Source organism: Streptomyces sp. MS19 (genome assembly GCF_047200595.1).
Classification (GTDB): Bacteria; Actinomycetota; Actinomycetes; order Streptomycetales; family Streptomycetaceae; genus Streptomyces.
In genome coordinates, this window is sequence record NZ_JBJZOH010000044.1 from 17,911 (window position 1) to 30,935 (window position 13,025).

General features: G+C 73.8%; 12 protein-coding genes. 8 read left to right on the plus strand and 4 right to left on the minus strand.

Features of this window, described 5'->3' with window-relative positions; genetic code table 11:
- Positions 1 to 76: 76 nt before the first annotated feature.
- Entirely contained in the window at positions 77 to 1,501 is a 1,425-nt protein-coding gene (locus ACL02R_RS26730; protein ID WP_412799525.1) for a metallopeptidase TldD-related protein, read from the minus strand.
- Complete coding sequence (locus tag ACL02R_RS26735) at positions 1,498 to 3,021, minus strand: TldD/PmbA family protein (protein ID WP_412799526.1); 1,524 nt, start codon at positions 3,019 to 3,021, stop codon at positions 1,498 to 1,500. The genes ACL02R_RS26730 and ACL02R_RS26735 overlap by 4 nt, the downstream gene beginning before the upstream one ends.
- Before the next feature lie 262 nt (positions 3,022 to 3,283).
- Here ACL02R_RS26735 and fabG point away from each other — a divergent pair, with 262 nt between their 5' ends.
- On the plus strand, positions 3,284 to 4,003 hold the full coding sequence (gene fabG / locus ACL02R_RS26740) for a 3-oxoacyl-[acyl-carrier-protein] reductase (protein WP_412799527.1): 720 nt from the start codon (positions 3,284 to 3,286) through the stop codon (positions 4,001 to 4,003).
- Positions 4,004 to 4,005: 2 nt separating this feature from the next.
- Positions 4,006 to 4,785 (plus strand): enoyl-ACP reductase FabI, encoded by a 780-nt coding sequence (fabI, locus tag ACL02R_RS26745; protein WP_412799528.1) that lies wholly within the window; start codon positions 4,006 to 4,008, stop codon positions 4,783 to 4,785.
- A 61-nt stretch (positions 4,786 to 4,846) separates the two neighbouring features.
- On the opposite strand, the gene ACL02R_RS26750 is transcribed toward fabI, so the two are convergent.
- A complete protein-coding gene (locus ACL02R_RS26750; RefSeq protein ID WP_362966575.1) occupies positions 4,847 to 5,527 on the minus strand; it encodes a FadR/GntR family transcriptional regulator in 681 nt (226 codons plus the stop codon).
- Positions 5,528 to 5,592: 65 nt separating this feature from the next.
- Here ACL02R_RS26750 and ACL02R_RS26755 point away from each other — a divergent pair, with 65 nt between their 5' ends.
- The 5 genes from ACL02R_RS26755 (at position 5,593) to ACL02R_RS26775 (ending at position 9,031) form a co-directional block, all read left to right on the plus strand.
- Positions 5,593 to 6,867, plus strand: a complete 1,275-nt coding sequence (locus ACL02R_RS26755; protein ID WP_412799529.1) for a CynX/NimT family MFS transporter — start codon at positions 5,593 to 5,595, stop codon at positions 6,865 to 6,867.
- Between the two features lie 16 nt (positions 6,868 to 6,883).
- The gene (locus ACL02R_RS26760) at positions 6,884 to 7,000 is read left to right on the plus strand and encodes an SGM_5486 family transporter-associated protein (RefSeq protein WP_362966571.1); all 117 of its coding nucleotides are present in this window, start codon (positions 6,884 to 6,886) and stop codon (positions 6,998 to 7,000) included.
- Positions 7,001 to 7,192: 192 nt separating this feature from the next.
- Positions 7,193 to 7,384: a hypothetical protein gene (locus tag ACL02R_RS26765; RefSeq protein WP_362966568.1), complete on the plus strand. Its 192-nt coding sequence runs from the start codon at positions 7,193 to 7,195 to the stop codon at positions 7,382 to 7,384.
- A gap of 58 nt (positions 7,385 to 7,442) precedes the next feature.
- A complete protein-coding gene (locus tag ACL02R_RS26770) occupies positions 7,443 to 7,961 on the plus strand; it encodes a SixA phosphatase family protein (RefSeq protein ID WP_412799530.1) in 519 nt (172 codons plus the stop codon).
- 29 nt (positions 7,962 to 7,990) lie between these two features.
- Positions 7,991 to 9,031, plus strand: coding sequence for a helix-turn-helix transcriptional regulator (locus tag ACL02R_RS26775; protein ID WP_412799531.1), 1,041 nt, complete (start codon positions 7,991 to 7,993; stop codon positions 9,029 to 9,031).
- Here ACL02R_RS26775 and serB read toward each other — a convergent pair.
- The gene (gene serB / locus ACL02R_RS26780; RefSeq protein ID WP_412799532.1) at positions 8,961 to 10,220 is read right to left on the minus strand and encodes a phosphoserine phosphatase SerB; all 1,260 of its coding nucleotides are present in this window, start codon (positions 10,218 to 10,220) and stop codon (positions 8,961 to 8,963) included. The two genes, ACL02R_RS26775 and serB, sit on opposite strands and share 71 nt — an antisense overlap.
- 218 nt (positions 10,221 to 10,438) lie before the next feature.
- Between serB and ACL02R_RS26785 the strand changes: the two genes are divergently transcribed.
- Positions 10,439 to 12,967: an FHA domain-containing protein gene (locus tag ACL02R_RS26785; protein WP_412799533.1), complete on the plus strand. Its 2,529-nt coding sequence runs from the start codon at positions 10,439 to 10,441 to the stop codon at positions 12,965 to 12,967.
- Positions 12,968 to 13,025 lie beyond the last annotated feature (58 nt).

Sequence of the window (13,025 nt, forward strand, 5' to 3'; positions counted from 1 at the left end):
GGAAGGGGCGGCGACCATCCTACGGGCCGGGCACGTGCCGCCGCCCGGCCCGGACCGACGCCGCCCCCCGCCGCCGTCACACGCCGGGGCTCACCGAACTCATGTGGAACGCGGGCACGCGCAGCGCGGGCATCTCGACGCGCGGGAAGCTCTCGCCCCACTCCCGCGACAGCGTCCGCACGCGCGCGCTCGCCCCGGTCGCGCGGGCGAGCACGTCCACGGGCGACTCGTTGAAGCGGAAGTTGTTCACCGCAGCCGTCACCTCGCCGTTCTCGACCAGGTACACGCCGTCCCTGGTCAGGCCGGTGAGCAGCAGGTTCTTCGGATCGACCTCGCGGATGTACCACAGCGACGTGAGGAGCAGCCCGCGCTCCGTGCCGGCCACCAGGTCGTCGAGCGTCCCGGTGCCGCCCGCGTCGAGCAGCAGGTTGCCCGGCACCGGCGCGACCGGCAGGCCCGTCACCTCCGCGGTGTGCCGGGTGGTGACCAGCCGCCGCAGCTCCCCGCCGGCGATCCACTCCGTGCGGCCGAGCGGCAGCCCGTTGTCGAAGACGGACGCCGCGGGCCCGAACGCGTCGGCCGACGAGCGCGCCACCACGAACGGGCTCGACGCCAGCCCCAGCGCCGCCGGGTCGCTCCACAGCGTGACGGGCAGCCCGGTCAGCCGCTCGCCGACGCGCGTCCCGCCGCCCGGCGCGCTGAAGACGGTGCGGCCGTCGTGCGCCTTCCGCCCGTCGGCCATCCACTGCTGGTAGATCAGCAGGTCGGCCACCGAGGACGGCGGCAGCAGCGTCTCGTACCGCCCGGCCGGGAGGTCCACGCGGCGCTCGGCCCACGCGAGGCGGCCGGCGAGCGCCTCGTCCAGCGCGCGCGGATCGACGTCCGTGAAGCCGTCGGTGGGGACGGTGACGAAGGCGGAACGCGTGCGGGCGTGCGACTTGGCGTTCAGGTCCACGCTGCCGGCCGGCTGGTCGTGCCGCAGCCGCAGGCCGCTTGAGGTCCCCAGATAGGTGGAGACGACGGCGTGCTCGGCGTAGCCGAACAGCTCGCGGCCCGCCGCGGCGGCGCGGGCGAACGTCTCGCCGAGCGCGGGCGCGAAGGCGCCGAACACGGCGGGCGACGTCCGCGCGGGCGGCTCCGTGAAGCGCTGTCCGCCGGCCGCCGACGCCGCCGACGCCGCCGTCCCGGTGGGCAGCGGCCGCGCGTCCTCGGCGGCGGGGGAGCGGCGCGCGGCCTCCTCGGCGGCGCGCACCAGCGGTTCCAGGTCGTCGTCGGTGACGGCCGAGCGCGACACGACGCCCGCGGCCGTCCCGGTGGCGCCGTCCACGGTGGCGACGACGGTCAGGGACCTGCCCCGCGTGGCGCCGTTGGTCGTCAGCGCGTTGCCCGCCCAGCGGAGGTTGGCGGTGGACGTCTCGTCGGCGATGACGACCGTGCTGTCCGCCCGGGACAGCTCCAGGGCGCGCTCGACGGTCTCGTGGGGTGCGCGCGTACGGCTCATCGGCCCGCCTCCTGCGTGGTGTTGAGGACGTTGATCTGACGGAAGAGCGCCGAGGGGCAGCCGTGCGAGACGGCGGCGGTCTGGCCCGGCTGGGCCTTGCCGCACATGAACGAGCCGCCCAGCACATACGTCCCCGGGCCGCCGACCGCCTCCATCGCGCCCCAGAAGTCGGTGGTCGTCGCCTGGTACGCGACGTCCCGCAGCTGCCCGGCCAGCTCGCCGTTCTCGATGCGGAAGAACCGCTGCCCGGTGAACTGGAAGTTGTAGCGCTGCATGTCGATGGACCACGACCCGTTGCCTTCGATGAAGATGCCGCGCTCCACCCGCGAGATCAGCCCGTCCGTGCCGGGGCCCTCCGGGTCGGGCCGCAGTGACACGTTGGCCATGCGCTGGAGCGGCACGTGCGCGGGCGAGTCGGCGAACGCGCAGCCGTTGGACCGCTCGAAGCCCTTCAGCGCGGCGGTGCGCCGGTCCGTCTGGTAGCCGACGAGCACGCCGTCCCGCACCAGGTCCCAGACCTGCGTCTCCACGCCGTCGTCGTCGTACCCGGTCGTCGCGAGGCCGTGCTCGGCGGTGCGGTCGCCGGTCACGTTCATCACCTCGGAGCCGTACTTCAGGCTGCCGAGCCGGTCGAAGGTCGCGAACGACGTGCCCGCGTAGGCCGCCTCGTAGCCGAGCGCGCGGTCCAGCTCGGTGGCGTGGCCGATCGACTCGTGGATGGTGAGCCAGAGGTTCGACGGCGCGATCACCAGGTCGTAGGGGCCCGCCTCCACCGAGGGCGCCGCCATCTTCCCGGCCAGCAGGCCCGGGATGCGGTCCAGTTCGCCGTCCCAGTCCCAGCCGGTGCCTGTCAGGTACTCCCAGCCGCGCGCGGCGGGCGGGGCGAGGGTACGCATCGTGTCGAAGCGGCCGCCGTCGGGCGCGATGGACGTCGCCGTCAGCTCGGGCAGGACGCGGACGCGCTGCTGTGTCGTGACGGTGCCGGCGGTGTCGGCGTAGAACTTGTTCTCCTGCACGGCCCACAGGCGCGCGTCCACGTGGCTCACGCCCTCGCCCGCGAGCAGCCGCGCGCTCCAGTCGGCGAGCCGCCCGATCCGCTCCTCCTCGGGCACGCCGAACGGGTTCACCTCGTACGGCGAGACCCACGTCCGCTCGCCGTGCGACGGCTCGGGGGCCAGCTCCACGCGCTCGTCGGAACCGGCCGCCGCGATGATCCGGGCGGAGAGCTTCGCCATCTCGACCGCCTGGGACGCGACCCGGGCGGCGGCGTCCATCGTCATGTCCACACCGGCCGCGAAGCCCCAGGCGCCGCCGTGCACGACCCGTACCGCGAAGCCCGTCTCGGTCCTGTCCGCCGCCCCGGCCGGACGGGCGTCGCGCAGCAGCCAGTTGGCGCTCCGGACCCGTTCCAGGCGGAAGTCGGCGTGCTCGGCGCCCAGCGCGCGGGCCCGCGCGAGCGCGGCGTCGGCCAGCTGCCGCAGGGGGAGGGCGAGGAAGGACTCGTCGATCGTTCTGGGCACAATCTCTCCTGTCCGTGTGCCACCGCTGTCCGGGGCACGGCGCTGTCCCGGCGGGGGCACCTCCCGATCATGCCTCCCGGCACGGTCGATGCCCAGGGTGGTCCCGGTCGGAGCCGCGCCGCTGTCACCGCCCGTAGCACACGCCGACGTGTAGGAACCCGACAGCTCGGCGACCGAGCGCCTGTCATGCCCCGCCCCCCGTCGGGCAGGTGGGGGAGGCTAGCGTTGTCCGGAGCATACGACGCAGAAAGAAGGTGCCACCTTGAGCCGCTCGGTTCTGGTCACCGGAGGCAATCGCGGCATCGGCCTGGCCATCGCCCGCGTACTGGCCGACTCGGGCGACAAGGTCGCCTTCACCTACCGGTCGGGCGAGCCCCCGAAGGAGCTCGTCGAACGGGGCTGCCTGCCCGTGCGGTGCGACATCACCGACACGGAACAGGTGGAGCAGGCATACAAAGAGATCGAGGCCGTGCACGGCAAGGTCGAGAGCCTGGTCGCCAACGCGGGCATCACGCGCGACCAGTTGATGCTGCGCATGTCGGAGGAGGACTTCGACTCCGTCCTCCAGACCAACCTGACCGGCACGTTCCGCGTCGTGAAGGCCGCCTCCAAGGGCATGCTGCGGGCGCGGCGCGGCCGCATCGTCCTCATCTCGTCCATCGTCGGCATGATGGGTTCGCCCGGCCAGGTCAACTACGCGGCCTCCAAGGCCGGTCTGATCGGCTTCGCCCGCTCCGTCGCCCGTGAGCTGGGCTCGCGCAACATCACCTGCAACGTCGTCGCGCCCGGCTGGGTGGACACCGAGATGTCGCAGGCCGTCAGCGAGGAGCGCCGGGCCGCCGTCATGACCGAGATCCCGCTCGGCCGCTACGCGCAGACCGAGGAAGTGGCCGCCGCCGTCCGCTTCCTGCTCTCCGACGAGGCCTCGTACATCACTGGAGCCGTCATCCCCGTTGACGGCGGATTGGGCATGGGTCACTGAACATGAGCGGACTTCTCGCCGGCAAGCGCATCCTCGTCACCGGGGTGCTCACCGAGTCCTCGATCGCCTTCCACACGGCGCGGCTGGCCCAGGAGGAGGGCGCCGAGGTCGTGCTGACCGGCTTCGGGCGCCTGAGCCTGGTCGAACGGATCGCGAAGCGGCTGCCGAAGCCGGTGCCGGTCATCGAGCTGGACGTGCAGAACCAGGAGCACCTGGCGGGCCTGGCCGGGAAGGTGAGCGAGCAGATCGGCGATGGGCTCGGCCTCGACGGTGTCGTCCACTCCATCGGCTTCGCCCCGCAGGACGCGCTCGGCGGCAACTTCCTGAACACCGAGTGGCCCTCGGTCGCGACGGCCGTCGAGGTCTCCGCGTACTCCCTGAAGTCCCTGACCATGGCGCTGCTCCCGCTGCTCGAACAGCGCGGCGGCTCGGTCGTCGGCATGGACTTCGACGCGCAGGTGGCCTGGCCGAAGTACGACTGGATGGGCGTCGCCAAGGCGGCCCTGGAGGCGACCTCGCGCTACCTGGCGCGTGACCTCGGCTCGCGGAACATCCGCGTCAACCTCGTCTCGGCCGGGCCGATCAAGTCGATCGCGGCCAAGTCGATCCCGGGCTTCGAGGAGCTGGCCGACGTGTGGGACACCCGTTCCCCCATCGGCTGGGACGTGACGGACCCGGAGCCCGCGGCCCGGGGCGTCGTGGCGCTGCTGTCCGACTGGTTCCCGAAGACGACGGGCGAGGTCGTCCACGTGGACGGCGGCGTGCACATGATGGGTGCCTGAGACCACCCCCGTCCCCTGTCCTGCCCCCGGCGGCCACCGCGCCGCCGGGGGCAGCGGCACGTCAGCCGGCCGCCGCGACCGTGCGGCAGGACAGCGCGTACGAGCCCGCCGCCTCCTCGGCCGCCGCCGGGTCGGCCGCGCGCAGGGCCGTCAGCAGCCCCGAGTGGTCCGAGTACGCGGCCGGGTGCAGCCGGTCGCCGACGTCGTGCCGCAGGAACGCGCGCACCACACCGCCGAGGTCCGCGTACAGCGCGGTCAGCACGTCGTTGTGCGACGCCTTGACCACGGCCATGTGGAACGTGGCGTCGGCCTCGATGAAACGCTCCGCCTCGCCCGCCTCCCACGCCGCCTCGCGCCGCGCGAGCAGCGTCTCCAGCTGCCGCAGCTCGCGCTCGGTGCGCCGCTCGGCCGCCAGCCGGGCGGCGCGGGCCTCCAGCGCGCTGCGCAGCTCGGCGACGTCGCGCGGCTCGGCGTCCTCGAAGCGCCGCAGCATCACGCCGGCCAGTTCGCTGGTGGCCGTCACATAGGTGCCCGAGCCCTGCCGGATGTCGAGCAGGCCGTTGTGGGCGAGGGCGCGGATCGCCTCGCGCACGGTGTTCCTTGCCACGCCGAGCCGCTCGACCAGCTCCGGCTCGGTCGGGATGCGCGAGCCGACGGGCCACTCGCCCGACGTGATCTGGTGGCGCAGCTGGTCGATCACCTGGTCGGCGAGCGCGGAGCGGCGTGGCGCGGTCAGTGACATGGCTCTCCCGGAAGGACGGCGAATCCCGCGGCGAGGATTCATCCCATGATTCTATGATGTTCTTCATGCAGCAGGCGAAGAACGACCGTACTCTTCCGACACCCTCCCCCGATCGGCCCGCGCCCAGCCCCGCGGGAACGGCGGACCGCGGCGCCGCCTGGCTGCTCGCGGCCGGCCTGATGCTGACGGCGTTCAACCTCCGCCCCGCCGTGTCCAGCCTCAGCCCGGTGCTGGCCGAGGTCCGCGACGGCCTCGGGATGAACGGCACGGTCGCCGGGGCGGTCACCGCCGTCCCCTCCCTCTGCTTCGCCGCCTTCGGCGTCACCGCGCCCCGGCTGGCCCGCCGCTTCGGCCCGTCCGCCGTCGTCACGGCAGGGCTGGCCGCCATCGCCGCGGGCCTCGTGCTGCGCTCCCTGGCGGGCGAGACCGCCCTCTTCCTCGCCGCGAGCACCCTCGCCCTCGCCGGCATCGCCGTGAACAACGTGCTGATGCCCGTCCTCACCAAGCGGTACTTCCCCGACCGCGTCGGCACCGTCACCGGCCTCTACTCGATGACGATGGCGGCGGGCACCGCCGTCGCCGCCGCCCTCACCATCCCGGTCACCCGCGCCACCGGCGACAACTGGCGCATCGGCCTGGGCATCTGGGCCCTCGCCGCGGTCGCCGCCATACCGCTGTGGACCCTCGCCGAACGCCGCCACCGCGCCGCCCGCACGCCCGCGCACGCCCCGGACCCCAGGCCCGCGCCCCCCGCCGCCGCCTACCGCGTCGCCCGCTCGCGCACCGCCTGGAGCCTCGCCGGATTCTTCGGCCTCCAGGCCACCGCCGCGTACGTCAGCATGGGCTGGGTCCCGCAGATCTTCCGCGACGCCGGGGTCCCCGCCGCCACCGCGGGCGTGCTCCTCGCCGTCGTCATGGCGATCGGCGCCCCGCTCGGCTTCGTCCTGCCGCGCGTCGCGACCCGCATGCGCAACCAGGGGCCGCTCACCGCCGTCCTCGGCCTGTGCGGCCTCGCCGGTTACGCCGGCCTGTGGATCGCCCCGGCGGGTGGCGCCTGGGCCTGGGCCGTCCTCCTCGGCCTGGCCAACACGTCGTTCCCCGTCGCCCTGACCCTGATCGGCCTGCGCTCGCGCACCCCGGGGGGCGTCGCGCGCCTGTCGGCGTTCGCCCAGAGCACCGGCTACCTGATCTCCGTGCCGGGACCGCTGCTCGTGGGCACGCTCAACGAGGCGACGGGCAGCTGGCACGGCCCGCTGCTCCTCGTGTCCGCGCTGATGGCCGTCCAGATCGTGCTCGGCTTCGCCGCCGGACGGGACCGGTGCGTGGAGGACGGCGCCTGAGTGGGACACTGAGGCCATGCCAGCGCTCGACCCCAACCCCACCGGCGGCCAGCGGAAGCTGCTGCTCGTCCTCGGCGCCATGCTGGGGATCACCGTCGTCATCGCCGTCATCGCGACCATCGCCTCGCCCTGACCCGCCCCCGGACGCTCCGTGGTGGTGCAGGCCCCACCATCCCCTAGGGGGCCAGGTTCAGGGGCGACTGGGTGGCTCACCGGATGGGCCCCGCGCCCGGCGGCCCATAGGTTCGTCACGACGCTCTACGAAGCGTCCGGGGGGCCACCCCCGCGTACGACCCGACGCGACCGCATGGAGGCGACCTGCGTCATGTCCGTCCCGGCAGCAGACCACCCGACCGACACGGAGATACGACTGCGCCGCCGCGCCCTGGTGCTCCCGGCACTCGCGTTCGCCGCCCTGCTGGTGCTCCTCGTCACCGGCGCCGACGCCCAGGCCGCCCCCTCGCTCCAGCCCGCCGCCGAACTGCTGCACCACCTCCACGAGGCGCTGGCACCGTGAGCCGCCGTCCTCCCCGATCACCGCTCACCACCAGGCACTTCCATGGGAAGCTGGGGCCATGAGCGCCGACAGCCCCCGCAGGATCGTCCTCCTCCGCCACGCCAAGGCCGACTGGCCCGACGTGGCCGACCACGACCGGCCGCTCGCCGAGCGGGGCCGCAAGGACGCACCGGCCGCCGGACGGTGGCTCGCCGGGGCGGGCGTCCACCCCGGCCTCGCCCTCTGCTCGACGGCCGTCCGTGCCCGCGAGACCTGGAAGCTGGTCGCCCCCGAACTGCCCGAGCGCCCCAGGACCAGCTACGAGGACCGACTCTACGAGGCGTCCGTCGGCGAGCTGATCGCCGTCGTGAACGGCGTGGACGACGCCGTGCAGGACCTCCTGCTCGTCGGCCACAACCCCGGCGTCCACGGCCTCGCCGACGCCCTCACCGGCCAGGCCGAGGGCGACACCCTGACCCGCATGAACCGCTCCGGCTACCCCACCTGCGGCCTCGCCGTCCTCACCTTCACCGGCGGCTGGAAGTCCGTCGAGCACGGCGTCGCCCGCCTCGTCGCCTTCTGGGCCCCGCACGCCTGACCGCGCCCGGTCCTGCCACCCTGGACCGCATGACCGACACGCCGGGCAGGCTGCTCCGCCTGCTCGCCCTCCTCCAGAACGCCCGCCCCTGGCCGGGACCGCTCCTGGCCGAGCGCCTCGGCGTCAGCGAGCGCACCGTCCGCCGGGACATCGACCGCCTCCGCGACCTCGGCTACCCCGTCCTCGCCGACCGCGGCTCCACCGGCGGCTACCGCCTCACCGCCGGAACCGCCATGCCCCCGCTGCTCCTGGACGACGACGAGACCGTGGCCATCGCCGTCGGCCTGCGCACCGCCGCCACCGGGCCCGTCACCGGCATCACCGACAGCTCCACGCGCGCCCTGGCCAAGCTCGAACAGGTCCTCCCCGCCCGGCTGCGCCCCGCCGTACGCGCCTACCAGCAGGCGACCCTCCCCGCCACCGGCGAGCTGAGCACCCCCACCGCACCCGTCGCCGCCGACGTCCTCACCACCCTGGCCACCGCCTGCCGCGACACCGAACGGCTCCGCTTCCACTACGCCCCCCGCACCGGCGACCCCGCGCCCCGCCACACCGAACCGCACCGCCTCGTCGGCGACGGCCGCCGCTGGTACCTCGTCGCCTGGGACCTCGACCGCGACGGCTGGCGGACCTTCCGCGCCGACCGCATCACCCGGCCGCTGCGCACCGGCGTCCGCGTACCACCCCGTACGCTGCCCGCCCCCGACGCCGCCCGGTACGTGACCGAGTCCATCGCGGGCCACCGCGCCCGCCACCAGGCCACCCTCACCCTGCACGCTCCGCTGGCCGCAGCCACCGCCGCCCTGCCGCCCGGCACGGGCGAGCTGACCCCCCTCGACGCCGGACGCACCCTGCTGACCACCGGCGGCGACGCCCTGGACTGGCTCGCCTGCCGCATCGCCCTGATCGACCTCGACTACGAGCTCCACGGCCCGCCCGAGCTGATCGCCCTCCTCGCCCGCATGGGCCGCCGGATCGCCCGCGGCACCGCGCCCGGCGTCAGACCGACCGCAGCCCCGCCGCCACAGGACCGCCCTGCGCGTCGGCCGCCTCGACCTCCTCGCGGGTGATCCCCAGCAGGTACAGCACGGTGTCGAGGAACGGCACCGACACCGCCGTGTGCGCCGCCTCCCGCACGACGGGCTTCGCGTTGAACGCCACGCCGAGCCCGGCCGCGTTCAGCATGTCCAGGTCGTTCGCCCCGTCGCCGATCGCCACCGTCCGCGACAGCGGCACACCCGCCTCCGCCGCGAACCGCCGCAGCAGCCGCGCCTTCCCCGCCCGGTCCACGACCTCGCCCGTCACACGCCCGGTCAGCCGCCCGTCCACGATCTCCAGCGTGTTGGCGGCGGCGAAGTCCAGCCCGAGCCGGTCCGCCAGCGAGTCCGTCACCTGCGTGAACCCGCCCGACACCACGCCCACCTGGCAGCCGAGCCGCTTCAGCGTCCGGATCAGCGTCCGCGCGCCCGGCGTCAGCCGCACCTGCCCGCGGACCTTGTCCACCACCGACGCGTCGAGGCCCGCCAGCAGCGCCACCCGCGCGTGCAGCGACTGCTCGAAGTCCAGCTCCCCGCGCATCGCGGCGGCCGTGACCTCCGCGACCTGCCCCTCGCACCCCGCGTGGGCCGCGAACAGCTCGATCACCTCGTCCTGGATCAGCGTCGAGTCCACGTCCATCACGACCAGCCGCGGCGCCCGCCGCGCCAGCCCCGACGCCACGACGGCGACATCCACCGAACGGGCCGCCGCCTCCGTCGCCAGCGCCGTGCGCAGCTCCTCGGTCCCCACGCCCGACACCGCGAACTCCACGGCCGTCACCGGGTACTTCGCCAGCCGCGAGATCCGGTCGATGTTCCCGCCCGTCCCGGCGATCCGCGCCGCTATGGCGGCCGTCGTGTCGGCGGTCAGCGGCGCGCCCAGCACCGTCACATGGGAACGGCCCGCGCCCCGCGACGGGTTGTCGCCCGTGCCGGAGAGGATCTCGGCCTGCATCCCCTGCTCCTCGGCCCACGTGTGGACGGTGGCCCGCAGCCCGCCCTCCGTGCCCGTGCCGACGGCCGGCGCGCTGACCAGCGCGCACAGCACGATCCTGCCCCGGGTGACGACCTGCTCGATGTCGATCACGTCGACCGCGAAGGCCGCCAGGGTCTCGAAGAGGCCGGCCGTCAGCCCCGGCCGGTCCTTGCCGAAGATCTTCACCAGCAGGGTGGGCGTGTCCGCGCGGGCACTGCCCCCGGCGGTCGTGTGCGCAGAGAACATGGTGGTCCCACGGTAGCCGCTCCCCGCGCCGCGGACCCGCCGGGGCGGCCCTCGCGCCGCGGGAACGTCACGGCCCGGCCCACGCTTCGCACCAGCTTCGTGACTTCCGGGGGTCGGCTTCCCGCGCACGGTCCGTGCCTGGAATAGTTCCGACCCACGACAACCATCCCTTGACCTCCGGTCGGAGGTTGCTCGGGGGACGACATTTGGGGCATGGAGTGCCGGAACTCGTACTCGAATTGAACGGACGGACCTGGAACCTGGACGCGTCCAGGTCCTACACGCTGGGGCGCGACCCCCAGGCGGACATGGTCCTCCAGGACACCCGCGTCTCATGGCGCCACGCCACCGTCCGCTGGACCGGACAAGCCTGGACGCTGGAGGACCCGGGCAGCACCAACGGCACGTACGTCAACGGCCGGCGCGTCCAGTTCGTACCACTCACCCCGGGCACCGTGGTGCACCTGGGCAACGCGAGCGACGGACCGCGGCTCACCGCGTCCGCTCCCGCCGTCATAGCGGGCGCACAGCAGCCCCCGCAGTACCAGCCGCAGCCGCAGCAGCCGCCCTACGGCGCCGGCGGCCCCGCCGCCCAGGCCCCGGGCACCCCGCCGCAGCAGCAGGCACCCGCCCAGCCGCAGTACCAGCAACCGCAGTACACCCCGCAGGCCCAGCCGGTCCCGCCCCAGCGCCCCGCACAGGACCCCGGCGGCTACGCCCCCGACCGCGGCGCGACCAGCCTGCACCAGCTCGCCATAGGCCAGGTCACCCGTATCGGCCGCGCCCTGGAGAACGAACTCGTCGTCTCCGACCTCCAGGTGTCCCGGCTCCACGCGGAGTTCCTCGCCCAGCCGGACGGCCGCTTCGAGATCCACGACCTCGGCAGCCACAACGGCACCTTCGTCAACGGCCAGCGCCTGGAGAAGAACGGCCGCCGCGCCATCGGCCCGCAGGACACCATCGGCATCGGCCACTCGACGTTCCGCCTGGTCGGCAGCCAGCTCCAGGAGTTCGTCGACACCGGCGAGGTCTCCTTCTCCGCCCGCCACCTCACCGTGCAGGTCAACGGCGGCAAGCTCACGATCCTCAACGACGTGTCGTTCGGCGTCCCCGAGAAGTCCCTCGTCGGCGTCATCGGCCCGTCGGGCTCCGGCAAGTCCACCCTGCTGCGCGCCCTCACCGGCTACCGCCCCGCCACCTACGGCGAGGTCCTCTACGACGGCCGCAACCTGTACACGCACTTCGCCGAGCTGCGCAACCGCATCGGCCTCGTCCCCCAGGACGACATCCTCCACACCGCCCTGCCCATCCGGCAGGCGCTGCGGCTGGCCGCCAAGCTCCGCTTCCCCGGCGACGTCGCCGAGGCCGAGCGCAACGCCCGCGTCGAGGAGGTCCTCGCCGAGCTGAAGCTGAGCCACCACGCCACCAAGCGGATCTCCTCCCTCTCCGGCGGCCAGCGCAAGCGCGTCTCCGTCGCACTCGAACTGCTCACCAAGCCGTCGCTGATCTTCCTGGACGAGCCCACCTCGGGACTCGACCCCGGCATGGACCGGGACGTCATGCAGCTCCTGCGCGGCATGGCGGACGACGGCCGCACCGTCCTCGTCGTCACCCACTCGGTCGCCGAGCTGGACCTGTGCGACCGCGTCCTCGTCATGGCCCCCGGCGGCGGCGTCGCCTACTTCGGCCCGCCCAAGGAAGCGCTCAACTTCTTCGGCTACGAGACCTGGGCCGACGTCTTCTCCGCCTTCGAGAACTACCGCGACTACGACTGGATGGGCCGCTGGCGCGGCTCGCAGCACTACCAGATGTACGCCGCCGAGTCCGACGCGGGACCGGCCCAGCCGCCGCAGCAGATGGCGCCCCCGCAGATGGCCGCGATGGGCCAGCAGCAGAAGGCGCAGACCTGGGGCTCGCAGGTCTGGACCCTGATGCGGCGCTACGCGGCCGTCATCTTCGCCGACCGCGGCTTCCTCGGCCTCAGCCTCGCGCTGCCCATCGTCCTCGGCCTGGTCAGCGCCGTCATCCCCGCCGACCACGGCCTCGGCCCGGGACCGCTCGACCGGCAGGGCCGCAACGGCGACGCGAGCATCATCCTGCTCGTCCTCGTCGTCGGCATGTGCTTCACCGGCGCCGCCAACTCCGTCCGCGAGCTGATCAAGGAACGCGTCATCTACGAACGGGAACGGGCCGTCGGCCTCTCCCGCTCCGCCTACCTCATGTCGAAGGTCTTCGTCCTCGGCATCGTCACGGTCGTCCAGGCCGCCATCCTCGCCACCATCGGCTTCGCCCCCCGCGACATGCCCACCGACGGCGTGCTCCTCGACGGCTCGCCCGCCCTGGAGATGACCCTCGTCCTGATGGCCCTGGGCTGCACGTCGATGATGATCGGCCTCGTCATCTCCGCGCTCGTGCGCACCTCCGAGATGACGATGCCGCTGCTGGTCATGATCTCCGTCGTCCAGCTCGTCTTCACCGGCGCGCTCTTCAAGGTCCACGGCACCCTGGGCGTCGAGCAGATCGCCTGGCTGATGCCGTCCCGCTGGGCACTCGCCGGCGTCGGCTCCACGGCGTACCTCAACGACCTCAGCGCGTCCCCCGAGTCCCCCGACCCGGACCCGCTGTGGGACCACGAGGCGGGCATCTGGCTGCTCGACGTCCTCATGCTCGGCGTCCTGGCGGCGATCTGCGGCTACTTCGTGATGAAGTTCCTGCGCCGCCACGAGCCCGAGGTCATGCGCAACTGACCCACCCCGCCGCACCGACCCCCGCACCACGGTGGGGGGGGGGGCGGGGGGGGGGGGG